Origin of the sequence: Roseimicrobium sp. ORNL1 (genome assembly GCF_011044495.1) — a bacterium.
Taxonomy (GTDB): domain Bacteria; phylum Verrucomicrobiota; class Verrucomicrobiia; order Verrucomicrobiales; family Verrucomicrobiaceae; genus Roseimicrobium.
In genome coordinates this window covers 100,673-117,555 of record NZ_CP049143.1, presented here as the reverse complement: position 1 = coordinate 117,555, position 16,883 = coordinate 100,673, and the positions used below count along the sequence as shown (strand labels likewise).

The following is a 16,883-nucleotide window of genomic DNA, read 5'->3' as shown; positions in this document are numbered from 1 at the left end:
GGGCATCCCACTTGCTACGACGCTGGCATCGCCTTCGGGATGCGATGATTCTTCTCTCTTATCCGGTGGTATCGCTACGCTCAACCACCGGCTACAAGCTGCCATGCCTCCGGCATGAAAGCCACCGCGCCTGCTCCATTCGGCGGCTATAGTTTAACTTAAAATGGTCTAGGCGTCGGTGCGGGGACGCTCGCGTGAGGGGTTGATGCTGGCCTCGGGGAAGTGCGCCTTGGCGCAGTCCGGGCAGATGCCGTGGCTGAATTTCGCCTCGCTGTGGTTCTGGATGTAGTACTCGAGCTGGTGCCAGTTCCCCTGTTCGTCGCGGATGTTCTTGCAGTAGGCACAGGTGGGCAGGATGCCGCGGAGGCGCTTCACCTCATGCAGGGCGGCCTGCAGGCTGCCGATGAGTTCCTCCTTCTCACGCTCCACCTTCTTGCGATGCTCGATTTCCTGCTGCGCCAGGCTCAGTTCCAGCCGCACCTCGGTCACCTCCTTGAGGATTGCGAGCACCGGGCGGTTTTCGATTTCCATGCCGTGCACCCGGTTCTGCCAGGTGATGTACCAGTACAAGAATGGAAACACGCAAATGCTGATCACGAACCGGCTGAGGAACGTGCCGGTCATGATGGAGAGATAGCCCGGAGTACCCGCGAATGCTCCCGTGGCAAAGAGCACCACGTCCAGCCACAGCACCCCCAGCAGCGTGAGATAGGACCGCACCCACAGCGGCATGTTCAGCCGCGGCTTGCCCAGAAACTCCCATGCCATCGCCAGGAAGATCAGGTCGGCAAACGCCGCAACGATGGACGCTGTATAGATGCGCAGGCTCTGCGGCGGGAAGTAGGCGCCCACGGCGTCGTCTGAGATCCGGATCTGCCAGTGCAACACCGCGGTGACCACGGGCACCATGATGCCCAACCCGATGATGGTGGAGATGGCAATGCGCGTGGCTCGCGGCCCATCGAACACATAGACGACGAAGACTCCCAGCAGCAACGCGGTGTAGAAGACCGTGGAGCCCACCATGAACGAGATGCCCGATACCTTCACACGCACTCCGGCGTCCGTGACCCACACCATCACCGCCGTGAGCCCGCCAATCAGGGCATAGAAATGCGCCAGGCCAATGCGGCCCCGCAGTGAATGCGCCCACAGCACCAGGAAGTACACCGTGACAGCTTCAGCAATGAGAATGAGCAGTTCATTCGTCATGCAATAAGGGAAGTACGGGCGGCGCTGGTCATTTATAAGGTGGCACCGGAATAGACCGGCTAAATGTTGGCTTAATAGCCACGGGTGGCTTCATTTTCCATAAAAATCAATCGCTTAATCCTAGGGAAGAATCCGCACTTCTTGTGCTGCACTCGTGCATGTTGCGGCAGCATACATCGGGAAGCCTCACTCCACGGCTTCTGATGATGCATCAGGATATGAACCCGCCTTGAGGGTCTGGCCGGCGAATCAGAACGCCCGCTGATACTGCTCTGGTGCGGGGAAGTTGTGACCCAGCTCACGTGCGGCATGCAGGGGCCAGTAGGGATCGCGCAGAAGCTGGCGGGCGAGGAAGACCATGTCGGCCTTGCCTGTGCGGACGATTTCATCCGCCTGCTGGGCCTCGGTGATCATGCCGACGGCAGCGGTGGGCATGCCGGCCTCATGGCGGATGCGCTCGGCGAAGGGTACCTGATAACTAGGGGCGACGGGGACCTTCGCATCCGGCACGGTGCCGCCGGTGGAGCAGTCGATCAGGTCGACGCCGAGGGGCTTCAGCATCCTTGCCAGTTCCACGGAGTGATCACCGTCCCATCCGCCCTCGACCCAGTCGGTGGCAGAGATGCGCACGAGGAGGGGCAGGCGCTCCGGCCACACTTCGCGCACGGCGGTGACGACTTCCAGCAGGGCACGGGTGCGATTTTCAAACGAGCCGCCGTAGCCGTCCGTGCGCTGGTTGGTCAGGGGCGAGAGAAACTCATGGAGCAGATATCCATGCGCGGAGTGCACTTCCACAACGCGTGCGCCTGCATCAAGTGCGCGACGTGCGGCATCGGCATAGGCCTGCACCACCCGCTGGATGCCGGCGAGATCCAGCTCGGTGGGCACGATGGCCTGTGGGTCGAAGGGAATCGCGCTGGGCGCGTAGATGGGCCTCCATCCACCTTCCTCTTCGGGGACATATTCGCGGCCTTTCCACGGCACCGAGGTGCTCGCTTTTCTCCCCGCATGCGCGAGCTGCATGGCTGGCACGCCGCCGTGAGACTCCACGAAACGGAAGATACGCTGGAGCATCTCGATGTGCGCATCCTTCCAGATGCCGAGGTCCTGCGGACTGATGCGTCCTTCCGGCAGCACGGCGGCCGCCTCTGTCATGACGAGTGCCGCGCCACCGACGGCGCGACTGCCCAGGTGCACCAGATGCCAGTCATTGGCAAAGCCGTCCTCGCTCGAGTACTGACACATGGGCGAGACGCCGATGCGATTGCGAAAGGTAACGTCGCGAAGCTTGAGCGGAGAAAAGAGGTCAGAGGCCATGAGACAGCGGGTGTGAATCTGAAAAGGATTGGAGCCGTGCGTGTAACACAAGGGTACGCCCAAGGGGAGTCACTGGTCGTATCTTCTCATACCTTTCGGACTCACTTTCACTTCACCGGCGCTACCCCAGATGCCTGTCTATTCCGTTCTCGATCTGTGTCCCATCATCCAGGGCGGTGATGCGGCATCCTCTTTTCGCAACACGCTGGACCTCGCGCAGCATGCAGAGCGGTGGGGGTATCACCGGTACTGGCTCGCGGAGCATCATAACATTCCCGGCGTGGCCAGCTCGGCGACTTCGGTCATTATCGGTCACGTTGCAGGTGGCACCTCGACCATCCGTGTGGGTTCGGGTGGCATCATGCTGCCGAACCATGCACCGCTGGTGATCGCGGAGCAGTTCGGCACACTGGCATCGCTGTATCCGGGCCGCATCGATCTCGGCCTGGGTCGCGCACCCGGCGGGGATCAACTCACGGCAGCCGCCCTCCGTCGAAGCCTGGGCAGCAATGGCGACACCTTTCCGCAGGACTTGATGGAGCTGCAGTCGTACTTCAAGCCGGCTGCATCACATCGCACCGTGAAAGCCATCCCTGGTGTGGGGTTGAACGTGCCCATCTACCTGCTTGGTTCCAGTGACTTCAGCGCGCGACTGGCTGCTGCGTTGGGATTGCCTTTTGCCTTTGCCTCGCACTTCGCACCCGGATATCTCGGTGAGGCGTTGAAGCTGTACCGCCGCGAGTTCCAGCCTTCCGCGGCATGTGAGAAGCCGTATGTGATGATTGGGCTGAATGTCTTTGCGGCGGATACGGATGAAGAAGCCCGCTATCTGCACACCTCCGTGCAGCAGCAGTTCCTTAATCTCATCCGCGGTGTACCGAACGAGATGCCGCCGCCCGTGGAGAGCATGCAGGGACGGTGGAGTCCTGCCGAGGAACTGCACGTGCGCCGCATGATGCGCTGTACCGCCGTGGGTTCGCCGACGACGGTGAAGCAGCAGATCGAGGGCTTCCTTGAAGAAACGGGTGCTGATGAGGTCGTCGCGACAGCGCAGTTCTATGATCACGCGGCGCGACTGCGTTCGTTCGAACTGGCGGCGCAGGTGTTCCGCGAAATCAATTCAGCAACGAGTGTCAACGGGGGACTGAACGACTCCGCACCGATGCCAGTTGGATTCAGCATGCCATAGGGCATATCGCGGGAGTTCAACGCCAGGGAGCAGACTCGGGGCTTTTCATGAAGTCGGCAAAACCAGGGGCCGTCAGGTTGATCTTCACGCCGCCGCGCTCCTGTAGGAAACGTACGCTTGTTGCCGTGGCCGGGTGGTCCTTGGTCGCCAGCAAAACCTCGAGGGCTCTGAGGTGGATGGAACTGGAGTCCGGCTCGAGAGCGAGGGCCTCGTGAATCGTGGCCCTGGCTGCGTCATGGGCACCCTTGTCCAGTTGCAGCGTGCCTTTGACCGTTAGCAAAGCGGCATCTTTCCCCATGGCGGTCATGAACAACTCAAGACATTCGATGGCCTTGTCGTAGTCCTTCTCGATGGCATACACATCCACCAGGAGAAACTGGAAGTTGGCCGACTTGCTCGTTTGGGCGGCCTCCTGGAGGGCTGCCTTGTAGCCTTCTTGGTCTTGAAGATGCTCCAGCGCATCCAGACGAAAGGACATGGCCATGTGACTTCTCTTCATTTCCGGAGAGAGCAGTTGATAGGCGTCAATGATCCCCCGGAAGTTCTTGTCCTTGTAATGACGGCCTATGGCGGTGAGCTGATTGAGGTCATCCTGTGCCATGCTCGAGGCGTTGCTGACCGACTTCTGTTCGACCTGCCTGTCCAGCTCCATTAGCGTGGGGAGCATCACTTGCCGCATCTGCTCAGTCATGCTGCCGCCAGTCACTCGATTGTAGTAGTCGATGATTCCAAGTCTGCCGCTGGGACGCTTGGTCACCAGAATGTCCATGAAGATGATACCGGCATCTGATAGCAACCGGAACCGCAGCCTCACCTCGCCGTCTTCCAGGACAAGGCCCTTGTATTTGGCATCTTGCTGTGACCACTCCTGGACGATGGCACCCACTTTGTCGGGCATCCCTTTTTCGAGCCCCTGTTTGAACATGTTGAAGTTCGGGCCGGAGACGCTGATGCCCGCCATGACCCGTTCTACAATCTCCAGGACAAGAAAGGAGGTCCTGATGCCGGAAGTGTTTTTAGCGAGAAGATCTGCTTCCAGTTGCCTTCCGAAGGCATCGAGGTCGTTGCGCACGCCCTGAGGTACATCCGTGAGTTTCGTGGGTTTTGGTGGGACGGTGCTGGTGCCTGCAGTTTGGGATGATGTGGATTTTTTGTCCTTGGAGCAGGAAGGAAGGATAATGCAGCCGGCTGCCAATAGGATTGCTGGGACGAAGAGCGAGAGCTTCATGAACGCGAAAAGCTGGAATCGAGGGCGTGACTGGCAGGAAACGATATCGCAAGAGAGGAGCACTTGCGTACTGAGATGCAAGATTGGTCTGCCTGCGAGGTATTCTCGCCATGAGCACACCTACCCGCCGTGACTTCCTCCACGCGACCGCTCTCGCATCCACCGCCCTGGCCCTGCCATCATTGCACGCTCAGGGAGCAAACAACCGCATTCGCCTTGGCATCATCGGCCCGGGCGGCATGGGCACGAATCACCTGAAGAGTCTGGTGCGCAATCCCGACGTGGAGATCACCTGGCTATGTGATGTGGATGCCAAGCGCCTGGATACGGCAGCGAAGCTCGCGCAGGGAGATGCTGCAAAACCACCGCGGACGACGGCGGATATGCGCAAAGTACTGGAGGACTCTACGGTGGATGCAGTGCTCATCGCGACTCCGGATCACTGGCATGCACCGGCGACCATCCTTGCCCTGGGTGCTGGCAAACATGTGTATGTGGAGAAGCCCTGTTCACATACCCTTCGCGAAGGCCGGCTCATGATCGAAGCGGCGCAGAAGGCGAAGAAAGTCGTGCAGGTGGGCACGCAAAGCCGCAGCACGGAGCATGTGCAGCAGGCGATGGCCAAGCTGCATGGCGGCGCGATTGGCGAAGTGATTTCCGCGAAGGTGTGGAACAGCCAGTTTCGAAGGAACATCGGCCACGTGCAGCCCTCGGACCCACCGGCAGAGCTGGATTTTGATACTTGGCTCGGACCCGCGCCGAAAGTGCTGTATCAGAGCAACATGCTTCCCGGGGCGTGGCGCTGGTTCCATGCGTTTGGGGAAGGGGACATTGGCAATGACGGCGTGCATGATCTCGACCTGGGGCGCTGGGGCCTCGGCATGGACACGCATCCCACGCGCATCGCGGCGCTGGGTGGAAAGTATTTCCACGATGACGATCAGCAGTGGCCGGACACGCAGTCGGTGCTCTTTGAGTATGACCTTGGCGGTGGAAAGAAACGCCTGCTTTCCTTTGAGCAGCGCCTGTGGAGTGACTATCACCAGGAGGGTTTCGAGAACGGCGATGCCTTTTACGGAACCAATGGCTACATGATCCTCGGCAAGAACGGCGGCTGGAAGATCTACGACAAGAAGGACAAGCTGCGCGAGGAGGCAAAGGGAACCCCCGACCTGCTCGCACACCATCGCAATTTCATCGAGTGCATTCGCAGTGGTGCCACACCCGCGGCGGATATCCGGGAAGGACATCTCTCCGCGAGCCTCTGTCACCTCGCGAACATCGCCACGCGCACCGGCAAAGTGATTGAGTTTGATCCGAAAGCCGAGCGTATCACGAACGATGCCGAGGCGAACAAGATGCTCACGCGCGAATATCGTGACCACTGGGGCACGCCGGTGGGGTGAGCCCTTACGTCGGATCGAACTGCGGAATCTTCATCGACTCGCCTCCCTTGAGTGCGGACTGATGGGCCACGATGCCCGGCGCGGTATAGGCAATCGCTTCGTAGATATCCACCGCGGGCTTGCGTTGCTTGACGAGGGCGTCGATGAACTCGTGCGTGATGAAGCAGTGCGAGCCTTCGTGGCCGCTGTTGTGGCGCATCGGCTCCGGCAGCAGGTCGGTCTTCCACCACTGCACCTCTTCAAATTTCTCCATGACCTGCGCGCTGCGGACGAATCCGCCAGAGTCCTTCTCCGTCTTCGCCTGGGAACGTACGGTGCAGGTGGGTGCGCCGTTGGGCCCATTGTAGTAGAAGCTCATCTTGTCGCCGTAGAAGCGGGCACGCTCTCCGCCTGTCTGGGCGCCGCGCCACCACACGGCCACGCGCATGGCATTGCCCTTGTTGGTCTTGAAGAGCGCGGTCTCATTCCAGAAGGGATTCTTGTACACATTGTCCTTCACAATGGGGTCATTGTCTCCCCAGCCGTGGCAGGTGACTTCGGTGAGCCGCTCGCCGGTGACGCTGATCAAATGCGACGTGCAGTGCGTGGGATACTGCATGGGGGCGATGCCGTGTCGCCAGGTGCGTGAGCCATCCTTGTTGAAATAGAGCTCCTCCAGACCGGGATGGTGATACTCGGACTCGGTGTAGTACAGATTCCCGAAGGCACCTTCCTGGTGGAACTTGCGCGCGGAGATGGTGAGCTGCTGCCAGTGACTGGTCTCCGCCATCATGTAGGTCAGCCCGGTCTTCTTCACGGCATCGGCGAGTTGCTGGCATTCATCCAGGGTCATGGCCACGGGCACGGCGCAGAGCACATGCTTTCCGGCAGCGAGGCAGAGCAACACATGGCGTGCGTGATCCGGTACGGGCGTGAAAAGCGCAACGGCTTCCACCTTGGGGTCCTTCACCAGTTCCTCGAGTGAGTCATAAGCTTTCGCGCACTTGTAGGTCTTTTGCAGGGCGGCGCGTCTCTCTGGGACCAGATCGCTCACGGCTTCCACGATGCAGTCCGGGTGCTCGTGAAACTGGAAGCCGAGACCGAAGCGTCCACCGACAATGCCCACGCGGATTTTCTTCGCGGGCGCTTGGGCGCCCACCCAGCCCGGGATGGCGAGCAGTCCACCTGCCGCGGCCACGGCGCTCCGGCTCACAAAATCGCGCCGTGTCAGGCCGTCGGAAATCTTCATGGCGGAGCCGGGGGTGGGGGCAGTCGCGGTATTCATGGGCGTGAGGGTGTGAGAAGCGCGTATCGGGTGCATGGCGGCGAAAAACTAGCGAGATGGACCGTTTCAGAGAATGGACGACACCGTCTCAATCCCTGTACTTTTCCGACCATGAGCTATCTGCCCTACCATCACGACTGGCCGCTCGCCATGGAGGCCCGCATTGGCCTGCGCGTGCACTGGTTCGGTCGCTATGCGGGCTTCCCGGAGTGGTCGATCGAGAAGTCACGGCTCATGGGGGACATGCTCTGCTTCTTCTACGTGGAGTCGGAGAGTTGCTGGGTGGTGATCAATGGGGTACGCATGGTGTTGCAAGCCGGCGATCTGCTGGTGGTGCGCGGCGGAGATGAGTTCGCCTATGGGCATGACCCGAAGCGGCCGCACGTGAGTCTCGCGGTGTCGCTCGCTGTGGAATATGGCGGCGTGGTGAATGAGCTGCTGCATCGCGACTTCAAGCGGCGCTATTCGCTGAAGGAACCACAGGCGTTTGTAGCCGAGTTTGAAAAGGTGCTTTTCGTCATGGGCAGCGAAGGCCCGTACCGTGATCTCGCCATCACGGGAGCCATCTTGCAGTGGCTCACGTTTGTCTTGCAGAACCTGCGACCGCCCATGGCGCGCACGAATCTTGAAGCACGCACCGCGGTGGATCGCATCCTCGCCGCGGAGGCTTGGGCCATGAACCGTCTGAAGCAGGACATCACCATCACGGCATGGTCGCGTGCCGTGGCTCTCAATCCGGATTACTTCGCCCGCATCTTCAAACGCGAGACCGGTCGGCGGCCCATGGCCTGGCTCAATGAACGCCGCCTGCAGATGGCGGCACAGTTGCTGGGAAACACGCGCAAGACCGTGGCAGAGGTCGCGGAAGCTTGCGGGTTCAACTGCCCCTTCTACCTCTCACGCATCTTCAAGAAGCAGTTCGGCATCGCGCCCCAGAGCTACCGGCAGAATCACCTGCAACCATGCGCGTGAGGCGTGCTCGCGATGATGCCTCGTCGAAAGGCGTGAAACTCCTTGCCACGAAACGTATCCTCATCGTTGAAAAGTCTTGTGGCAGAGGATTCTGACACCGCCCTTTACGAACAGGTGGCCCGGAGTGTGGAGCAGATGATCCACTCCGGCACTCTGCGTGCCGGGGACAAGGTGCCCTCCGTGCGTCGCGCGAGTGAGCAGCACGGCGTGAGCGTCACCACCGTGGTGCAGGCCTACCTGTTGCTGGAGGATCGCGGGCTCATCGAGGCCCGGCCCAAGTCCGGCTTCTACGTGCGGGCGCAGATGCACCATCCCGTGCCGGCGCCGGAAATCTCACGACCACCCAGCGCCGTCACCGCAGTGAGCGTAGGGGGATTGCAGTCGCGCCTCTTCCAGGCCACACGGCTGCCGGGGGTCATCTCCTTTGGCAATGCCGCGCCCGCTCCCGAGCTCCTGCCTGCGGAGAAGCTGAACCGCATTCTCGCCTCCGTCAGCCGTCGTGCGGGGAATCGCGGTGTGAGCTATGCCATGCCGCCGGGAGCCCTGTCCCTGCGGCGGGAGATTGCGCGACGTCTCATGGATGCCGGGAGCCGGCTCTCGCCCAATGACATCATCACCACCTCCGGCGGCACGGAAGCGCTCATTCTCTGCCTGCGCGCCCTCACGTCACCCGGCGATATTGTCGCTGTGGAGTCCCCTACCTACTTTGGCGTGCTCCATGTGTTCGAGGCTCTGAAGCTGCGTGCCGTGGAGATCCCCATGCACCCGGACACAGGCATGGATCTGGATGCCCTGGAGAAGGTGCTGCAGAAGCAGAAAATCGCGGCCTGCGTCGCCGTGCCGAACTTCAACAATCCACTCGGCTCACTCATGCCGGATGCGAACAAGGAACGCCTGGTGCGCATGCTGGCCCAGCGGGACGTGCCCCTCATCGAGGACGATATCTTCGGCGAGCTCTACTATGGCGAGCACCGCCCCCGGGTGGCGCAGTCCTATGATGAGCACCAGAATGTGATTCTCTATGGGTCCTTCTCCAAGACACTGGCTCCTGGCTATCGCGTCGGCTGGGTCGCACCGGGTCGCTATCACGAGAAAATACAAACGCTGAAGCTCATCAGCACCCTGGCCACCGCCACCCTGCCGGAACTGGCCATCGCGGAATTCCTCGCCACGGGCGGGTATGACCACTACCTGCGCACCGCCCGGCGCACCTACCAGGGCTTGGTGGAACGCGTGAGCAATACCATTGCCACCCACTTCCCCCAGCCGGTGAAAATCACCCAACCCAAGGGCGGTTTCCTCCTGTGGGTGGAACTTCCTCCCACCGTTGATGCGCTGAAGCTCGATGACCTCGCGCTGGAGGAGAAAATCAGCATCGCCCCCGGCCCCATGTTCTCCGCCAAGCAGGGCTTCCGGAACTTCATCCGCATCTCCTGCGCCAATGCCTGGACGCCGAAAATCGAGAAGGCGCTGATCAGGCTGGGTGCGCTGGTGAAGCGGCTCATGTGAATGGTAGGCACACCACAATGTTCTTGATCTCTCATCCAGGCATCGGCTTCTCTCATGAGCATGCGATTCGCGTTATTCCTGTCGATAGCCATGGTATTCGCTTCGGACTGTCTTTCTCAAGGCACGCCTGAAAACAAAAGTGGGGAGCGCTCGATTTGGGAGAAGCCCCTGCCAAGCGTAGAGTTCAAAGAGCTTTCCGTGAGTTCCGCCGTCGACCAACTGATCAAGCTGTATCGGCGGCAGTATCCTGAGGACGACAGGCTCTCCGGCTACATACTTGTCGGCCCCGTTTCCTCCTTCGTGAAGGTTACTATGTCGCTCAAGGACGTGCCTTTTGGCGAGGCCTGCCATAGTGTCGCTCTCGCATCAGGCTGGCTGTACACGCTTCATGGCCGGAGCGTGGCCTTCTTTCCATACGGTGAGCCGTACTACACGGACACCACCCGGGTGATGCCACTCACTCCAAACGTACAGCGGGCACTCAAGGTGCCTGCTGACGTGACAGCTGCAGGCTTGCTTGATGCGCTGGCAAAACGCCACTTGGATGTGAGCAGGTTTGAGACAGTCAAAACATTCGACATTGATGGTACCAGATACCTGTGGGTCACCGGTTTCCGGGATGAGGTCGAGACCTTTATCCATCTTTGGAAGCTGCTTGGAAGAGCCGGCGATGGCTGAATCGCCGGCTCAAGTGAAGGCTATTTGGGTCGACGACTGTACTGGTTTTGGAGAAAATCTGTACATGTACAGAAAGGTCCCTCCTGTATCTGGCTGATTTCCCGGTTTGGCGGACCTTGGGCACATCTATGGAACCTCTATCGATGATGCCGCTGAAGATCTTCTTCTGGGGCGGTTTTTTTGTCACGATCCTTGTCGGTGTGTGGATGTTCAAGAACATGAACGTGTGGTTCGCGGTGGACCCGGACAAGCCGGCGGAGACGAGCGGGGAGCGCACCTATTCCAAGGCGCAGATGGTCATCTGTTGGCTGATTGCCCTGAAGCTCTTCGCCATGCTTGCACTGATGGTTTGAACACCTCATCAGTCACTCTGGCGAAGGGCGGCCGTCCCGCCCTGCCGCCTTGAATTACAGATTGTTTTTTCGGGTTTAGGCCCCAGTGTAGGGATGGACGCTAGGACCGGCAAAGCCGGGTCCCCGCTCCTCGTCAAAAGTGCGCCCTAAATGCTGACCTGCCTGACCTCTGCTCGACCGAATCGGAACACCGAACGGATGCGGAGTGTTGCAGACATGCTCCCAGCCAGCAAGCCGGCCATGCTGTGACGCTTTTTTGCTCATTGCCAGTCCATCCTCACTCGTCCCCACCTCCCAGAGCCAACCCGACAGACAATGCTTCCTGAGCACTCACCGTTCTCTCCCGACCAGCGCCGCATCCTGCAGGATCTCCTGGCCGGTTTCTCCCCTGCGCAACGCTTCTGGCTGGGTGGTTACCTCTCCGCCGGCGATCCCGCTGGCTCGGCTCCCGCAGCCCCTGCGGCGGGTCCGAAGCTGACGGTGCTGTACGGCACGGAATCCGGAAACTCAGAGAAACTCGCGGATCTCACGGTCAAGGAAGCGAAGAAGCGTGGCTTCTCCGCGACGGCCAAGAACATGTCCGACCTCGCGGTGGCAGACCTCGGCAAGGTGGAGAACCTGCTCGTGATTGTCAGCACCTGGGGCGATGGCGACCCACCCGAGACGGCCGTGGCTTTCCACAAGGACCTGATGAGCACCTCGCTCACATTCCCGAAGCTGCGCTTCTCCGTGTGCGCCTTGGGAGACACCTCCTACGAACGCTTCTGCCAGACGGGCAAGGACGTGGATGCACGCCTGGAATCCCTCGGCGCGACCCGCCTCTCCCCGCGTCAGGATTGCGACGTGGATTATGAAGACTCACATCGTAGCTGGCTCACGGCTGCGCTGGAGGCCTTTGGCCCAGTGGCTGGTGCGACGGGTGGTGCTGCCGCAGCGCCTGCGTTTGGTGGGTTCTCCTTTGCTCCCGCAGCAACGGTCTACGACCGCAAGAATCCTTTCGCAGCTGAGCTCTCCGAGCGCGTGCTGCTGAATGGCAGGGGCACGGCCAAGGAAACGTGGCACTATGAAATCTCGCTGGAAGGCTCCGGCATTTCGTATGAGCCGGGTGATTCGCTGGCCATCATTCCGCAGAATGCCCCGGATGTCGTGGAGGGCATCCTGAAGGCCGCCAAGCTGACCGGTACGGAAGCCGTGGAGCTCAATGGCAGCGGCAGCAAGTCGCTGGCGGAAGCGCTGCGCGATGATCTGGACATCACGGCCCTTTCCAAGCAGGTGCTGACGAAGCTGCAGGCCTTCACCAAGTCCAAGAACCTCACCAAGCTGCTCGCGGAAGGTTCCAAGGACCAGCTCAAGGATTACCTCTGGGGCCGCTGGATCGCCGATGCGATTGCGGACTTCCTGCCGAAGGGCCTCTCGGCGGCGGACCTCGTCTCCGCGCTGCGCAAGCTTCCCTCCCGTTTGTATTCCATCGCCTCCAGCCCGCTGGCGCATCCCGGCGAGGTGCACCTCACGGTGTCCTCCGTGCGCTACAACGCCCATGGCCAACCGCGCAAGGGTGTGGCTTCCACCTACCTCGCGGATCTCGTGGGCGCCGGTGACCGCGTGGGTGTGTATGCGAATGAGAACAAGAACTTCCGCCTGCCTGCCTCCGGAGATACGCCGGTGATCATGATTGGACCCGGTACGGGCGTGGCACCTTTCCGCGCCTTTGTGGAGCATCGTGCGGCCCTCGGTCACGCGGGCAAATCCTGGCTCTTCTTTGGCGACCAGCGCTACATGTACGACTTCCTCTACCAGGTCGAGTGGCAGGAGCATCTGAAGAACGGTGCCCTCTCGAAGCTGGATGTCGCCTTCTCCCGTGACCAGCCGGAGAAAGTGTATGTGCAGCACCGCATGCATGACCGCGCCGCAGAATTGTATGCCTGGCTGCAGGAGGGCGCGCACCTCTATGTGTGCGGTGACGCCTCCCGCATGGCCCATGACGTGAACGAAGCACTTCTGGACATCGTCGCCAAGCAGGGCGGCAAGTCCAAGGAGGCTGCGGAAGCCTACGTCGAGGATCTCAAGAAGGCCAAACGCTACCAGCGCGACGTGTACTAACTCCGGTCCGCTCACCCACCGCCTGCCCGCCCGACCCCTTTAATAAGCAAACAACGAACAACGCCGCAGCTCACCTATCGCGGCCTCACCGCAATGTCAGAAAAGAAACTCTCCGCCAACGAAGGCATCAAGACCCGCTCCAACTACCTGCGTGGTACCATCGCAGAAGGTCTGGCGGATCTCTCCACGGGTTCGCTTTCGGAGGATGACCAGCAGTTGCTGAAGTTCCACGGCAGCTACCAGCAGGATGACCGTGACCTGCGTCCGGACCGCCGCAAGCACCGCCTGGAGAAGGCATTCTCCTTCATGCTGCGCATCCGCCTGCCCGGGGGTGTGGCCACGCCGCACCAGTGGCTGGAGACGGACCGCATGGCCATGCAGTATGCGAATGAGACCATCAAGCTGACCACGCGCCAGGCCTTCCAGCTTCACGGGGTGATCAAGTCGAACTTGAAGCGCACCATCAAGGAAATCAATGACTGCGCCATGGATACCATCGCGGCGTGCGGCGACGTGAACCGCAACGTGATGTGCAATCCGAACCCCTTCCTCTCCTCCGTGCATGCGGAGGTGATCCAGGCGGCTCGCGATATCTCCGCGCACCTCACTCCCCAGACTCGTGCCTACCATGAAATCTGGCTCGATGGCGAGAAGGTGAAGACGACTGAGGAGGAGCAGGAGCCCATCTACGGCAAGACCTATCTCCCGCGTAAGTTCAAGATCACCATCGCCGTGCCTCCGAGCAACGACGTGGACATCTTCGCCAACGACCTGTCCTTCATCGCCATCGTCGAGAACGGCAAGGTCGTCGGTTACAATGTCGCCATCGGTGGCGGCATGGGCATGACTCATGGCAATGAAGCCACCTATCCGCGCATTGCCGACGTCATCGGCTACTGCCCGGCGGAGAAGGTCGTGGATGTCGCCGAGAAGGTGCTCCTGGTGCAGCGCGACTACGGTGACCGCACCGATCGCAAGCACTCCCGCCTGAAGTACACGGTGCAGGACTACGGCGTGGATTGGTTCCTCAAGCAGGTGAACACCTACCTCGGCTATGATCTGGAGCCGACGCGTCCTTATCACTTCGAGGACAATGGCGACCGCTACGGCTGGGTGGAGGATGAAGCGGGCAATTTCCACTTCACGCTCTTCGTCTCCGGCGGTCGCGTGCTGGATACACCGACCTATCCCATGCTCACGGGCCTGCGTGAGATCGCCAAGATTCATGACGGCGACTTCCGCCTGACTGCGAACCAGAATCTCATGATTGCCAATGTCTCCGCGAAGAAGCGCGCGGAGGTGGAGGCGCTCCTTGAGAAGTACGGCATGCACCGCGCCCATGAGCAGAGTGCCATGCGTCTGGCTACCATCGCTTGCGTGGCCCTGCCCACTTGCGGTCTGGCCCTCGCGGAAGCGGAACGTTATCTGCCGGAAGTCATCACCAACCTCGAAGAGAAGCTCGAGGAGTATGGCCTGCGTCATGACGCCATCACCGTCCGTATGACGGGCTGCCCGAACGGTTGCGGCCGCCCCTTCATCTCGGAGATCGGCTTCGTGGGTCGTGGTCCGGACCGGTACAACGTTTACCTTGGTGGTGGCCATGCCGGCCAGCGCCTGAGCAAACTCTACCGTCAGGACGTGGCAGCGGGCGAGATCATCGATCTGCTGTCCCCCATCCTGAAGCGCTATGCGAAGGAGGCCGATGAAGGTGAACACTTCGGTGACTTCGTCATCCGCACCGGGTATGTAAATGCCACCGTGCAGGGCGACGATTTCCACAAGAACATCAAGCCCGAAGCCATCCCGGCGAGCTAGGCTTGGGATAGGAGATTGTTTTGAGATGCGCTACTCCGATGAGGGGTGGCGCATTTTTTTCGTCCAGATGGCGCGGGACGGTACTTAGGTATCTGTGCGGCACAGTGGGCACTTTGGCCTGTGGTGTCCTGCGTTATGCTTTGCTATCCTCACCCCTGTGAAACTTCCTCGATTCCTCCTCGCTGCATTGGTTCTTCTTGGTTTTCCGGCTGCGAATGATGCGCGTGCGGAGTCTGGCCGTGTTGAAGCAGATATCTGCATCTATGGCGGTACCAGCGCCGGCGCGGTTGCGGCGGTGCAGGCGGCTAAGATGGGCAAGTCCGTGGTGCTCGTGGAGGCTGGCCAGCACATCGGTGGGATGAGCGTGGAAGGGCTGGGCGGCACGGATATCGACAACCACGCGGGCTTCCAGAACAGCCCGGCCGTCGGTGGTTTGGCATTGGAGTTCTATCGGCGCATCAGCGCGAGCTACGGACGGCAGGACGCATTTGAGCAAATGCTGCGCGCCCGGGAAAAGAAGACGGGCCTGTGGAGGTTCGAGCCGCATGTGGCGGAGGCGGTGTTCGACGCGTGGATGAAAGAGGCCGGGGTGCGTGTGTTGAAGGGACACCGTCTGGCGGAGAAGAATGGCGTGAAGAAGGAGGGTGCGCGCATCGTGAGCATCCGAGCCGAGAATGGTGCGGAGATCGCGGCGAAGGTATTCATCGATGCGACGTATGAGGGTGACCTGATGGATTTCGCCGGAGTCAGCTTCGTCGTCGGTCGCGAGGGGAATGCGATGTACAACGAGACGAAGAACGGCATCCGCACCGATACGAAGCATGGGCAGATGGACCGGCGCATCGATCCGTACAAGACGCCGGGTGACTCAAAGAGTGGTGTACTTTTCGGCGTGCAGGATGAACCTCTCGGTGAGCAAGGAGCCCCGGATGATGCCATCCAGGGCTACGCTTTCCGCCTGTGTCTGACAAAGGATCCCGCGAACCGCATCTCCATCACGAAGCCGAACAACTACGATCCGGCGCACTATGAATTGCAGCGTCGCTACCTCGCTGCAGGTGGTGGCATTCCGGGACCAAGCCCCTCAGTGCCCAATGGCAAGACCGACCCGGGTTCGTGGCACTCGCTCGCCGGCAACTTCACGGGATGGAATCATCACTACCCCACCGCCAGCTATGCGGAGCGCGAGAAGATGGTCAAGAACAGCCGCGACTACATCCAGGGTGTGTACTGGTTCATGGTGAATGACCCTGCGGTGCCAGAGCGCATCCGGAAGTTGTGGGAAGGCTGGGGCCTGTGCCGTGATGAATTTGCCGACAACGGTGGCTGGCCTCGCATCTTCTACGTGCGCAATGGGCGCCGCATGGTGAGCGACTTTGTGCTCACCGCGGCGCATGTGCGCAAAGAGAATCCCGCACCAGTGGAAGACTCCGTGGGCCTCATCTGGTGGCCACCGGATCTGCACCACGCGCGTCGCCTTGTGAAGGATGGAGCCGTGTGGAATGAAGGCGCGGTGTTTGATGCCTCGAAGACTGCGGACTGGATTCCCTGCGGAATCCCCTATCGCTCACTCGTTCCCAAGCTTGCCGAGTGCACTAACCTGCTCACGCCCACCTGCCCTTCTTCCAGCTATGTGTCGTATGGTGCGTACCGCATTGAGTTCACCTTCATGGTTGCCGGGCAATCCGCCGCCACGGCTGCTGTCTTAGCCATAGAAGATGGTGTGCCCGTGCAGAAGGTGGAGTACACGAAACTGCGCGATCGCCTGCTGAAGGATGGACAGGTCCTCGCCACTCCCGAGAAATAGTACTGGTGATTTCCAGTGCCACGCATCAGCCTT

13 protein-coding genes are annotated in these 16,883 nt (G+C 60.6%); 9 read left to right on the top strand and 4 right to left on the bottom strand.

The annotated features are described in order from the left end of the window. Nucleotides 1-168: 168 nt before the first annotated feature. Nucleotides 169-1,212, bottom strand: a complete 1,044-nt coding sequence (locus G5S37_RS00390) for a VUT family protein (protein WP_165199622.1) — start codon at nucleotides 1,210-1,212, stop codon at nucleotides 169-171. Between the two features lie 249 nt (nucleotides 1,213-1,461). Next, a complete protein-coding gene (locus G5S37_RS00385; protein WP_165199620.1) occupies nucleotides 1,462-2,529 on the bottom strand; it encodes an NADH:flavin oxidoreductase/NADH oxidase in 1,068 nt (355 codons plus the stop codon). Nucleotides 2,530-2,659: 130 nt separating this feature from the next. On the opposite strand from G5S37_RS00385, the gene G5S37_RS00380 reads away from it, so the two are divergent. After that, complete coding sequence (locus tag G5S37_RS00380) at nucleotides 2,660-3,718, top strand: LLM class flavin-dependent oxidoreductase (RefSeq protein WP_165199618.1); 1,059 nt, start codon at nucleotides 2,660-2,662, stop codon at nucleotides 3,716-3,718. Between the two features lie 16 nt (nucleotides 3,719-3,734). Here the strand turns inward: G5S37_RS00380 and G5S37_RS00375 are convergent, their stop codons facing one another. Further along, a complete protein-coding gene (locus G5S37_RS00375; RefSeq protein ID WP_165199616.1) occupies nucleotides 3,735-4,946 on the bottom strand; it encodes a hypothetical protein in 1,212 nt (403 codons plus the stop codon). A 110-nt stretch (nucleotides 4,947-5,056) separates the two neighbouring features. Here G5S37_RS00375 and G5S37_RS00370 point away from each other — a divergent pair, with 110 nt between their 5' ends. Next, nucleotides 5,057-6,352: a Gfo/Idh/MocA family oxidoreductase gene (locus tag G5S37_RS00370; RefSeq protein ID WP_165199614.1), complete on the top strand. Its 1,296-nt coding sequence runs from the start codon at nucleotides 5,057-5,059 to the stop codon at nucleotides 6,350-6,352. Between the two features lie 4 nt (nucleotides 6,353-6,356). Here G5S37_RS00370 and G5S37_RS00365 read toward each other — a convergent pair whose 3' ends face one another. Continuing rightward, the gene (locus G5S37_RS00365) at nucleotides 6,357-7,616 is read right to left on the bottom strand and encodes a Gfo/Idh/MocA family oxidoreductase (protein ID WP_240914769.1); all 1,260 of its coding nucleotides are present in this window, start codon (nucleotides 7,614-7,616) and stop codon (nucleotides 6,357-6,359) included. A gap of 111 nt (nucleotides 7,617-7,727) precedes the next feature. Between G5S37_RS00365 and G5S37_RS00360 the strand changes: the two genes are divergently transcribed. From G5S37_RS00360 to G5S37_RS00330, 7 genes are all read left to right on the top strand, one after another. Beyond that, the gene (locus G5S37_RS00360) at nucleotides 7,728-8,588 is read left to right on the top strand and encodes an AraC family transcriptional regulator (protein ID WP_165199612.1); all 861 of its coding nucleotides are present in this window, start codon (nucleotides 7,728-7,730) and stop codon (nucleotides 8,586-8,588) included. A 78-nt stretch (nucleotides 8,589-8,666) separates the two neighbouring features. Further along, nucleotides 8,667-10,097, top strand: a complete 1,431-nt coding sequence (locus tag G5S37_RS00355) for a PLP-dependent aminotransferase family protein (protein ID WP_240914768.1) — start codon at nucleotides 8,667-8,669, stop codon at nucleotides 10,095-10,097. A gap of 54 nt (nucleotides 10,098-10,151) precedes the next feature. Beyond that, complete coding sequence (locus G5S37_RS00350) at nucleotides 10,152-10,775, top strand: hypothetical protein (protein WP_165199610.1); 624 nt, start codon at nucleotides 10,152-10,154, stop codon at nucleotides 10,773-10,775. Between the two features lie 128 nt (nucleotides 10,776-10,903). Then, nucleotides 10,904-11,128 carry a hypothetical protein gene (locus G5S37_RS00345; RefSeq protein WP_147263570.1) on the top strand — a complete coding sequence of 75 codons (225 nt, stop codon included), beginning with the start codon at nucleotides 10,904-10,906 and terminating at the stop codon, nucleotides 11,126-11,128. Between the two features lie 315 nt (nucleotides 11,129-11,443). Beyond that, entirely contained in the window at nucleotides 11,444-13,228 is a 1,785-nt protein-coding gene (locus G5S37_RS00340) for a flavodoxin domain-containing protein (RefSeq protein ID WP_165199608.1), read from the top strand. Between the two features lie 93 nt (nucleotides 13,229-13,321). Then, the gene (locus tag G5S37_RS00335) at nucleotides 13,322-15,043 is read left to right on the top strand and encodes an NADPH-dependent assimilatory sulfite reductase hemoprotein subunit (RefSeq protein WP_165199606.1); all 1,722 of its coding nucleotides are present in this window, start codon (nucleotides 13,322-13,324) and stop codon (nucleotides 15,041-15,043) included. A 157-nt stretch (nucleotides 15,044-15,200) separates the two neighbouring features. Then, nucleotides 15,201-16,850 carry an FAD-dependent oxidoreductase gene (locus G5S37_RS00330; protein WP_165199604.1) on the top strand — a complete coding sequence of 550 codons (1,650 nt, stop codon included), beginning with the start codon at nucleotides 15,201-15,203 and terminating at the stop codon, nucleotides 16,848-16,850. Nucleotides 16,851-16,883: the final 33 nt, after the last annotated feature.

Coding starts and splice junctions, on each gene's coding strand:
- G5S37_RS00375 (WP_165199616.1), bottom strand. CDS start 4,946: ATGAAGCTCTCGCTCTTCGTCCCAGCAATCCTATTGGCAGCCGGCTGC.
- G5S37_RS00360 (WP_165199612.1), top strand. CDS start 7,728: ATGAGCTATCTGCCCTACCATCACGACTGGCCGCTCGCCATGGAGGCC.
- G5S37_RS00340 (WP_165199608.1), top strand. CDS start 11,444: ATGCTTCCTGAGCACTCACCGTTCTCTCCCGACCAGCGCCGCATCCTG.
- G5S37_RS00335 (WP_165199606.1), top strand. CDS start 13,322: ATGTCAGAAAAGAAACTCTCCGCCAACGAAGGCATCAAGACCCGCTCC.
- G5S37_RS00345 (WP_147263570.1), top strand. CDS start 10,904: ATGGAACCTCTATCGATGATGCCGCTGAAGATCTTCTTCTGGGGCGGT.
- G5S37_RS00390 (WP_165199622.1), bottom strand. CDS start 1,212: ATGACGAATGAACTGCTCATTCTCATTGCTGAAGCTGTCACGGTGTAC.
- G5S37_RS00350 (WP_165199610.1), top strand. CDS start 10,152: ATGAGCATGCGATTCGCGTTATTCCTGTCGATAGCCATGGTATTCGCT.
- G5S37_RS00365 (WP_240914769.1), bottom strand. CDS start 7,616: ATGAATACCGCGACTGCCCCCACCCCCGGCTCCGCCATGAAGATTTCC.
- G5S37_RS00370 (WP_165199614.1), top strand. CDS start 5,057: ATGAGCACACCTACCCGCCGTGACTTCCTCCACGCGACCGCTCTCGCA.
- G5S37_RS00380 (WP_165199618.1), top strand. CDS start 2,660: ATGCCTGTCTATTCCGTTCTCGATCTGTGTCCCATCATCCAGGGCGGT.
- G5S37_RS00385 (WP_165199620.1), bottom strand. CDS start 2,529: ATGGCCTCTGACCTCTTTTCTCCGCTCAAGCTTCGCGACGTTACCTTT.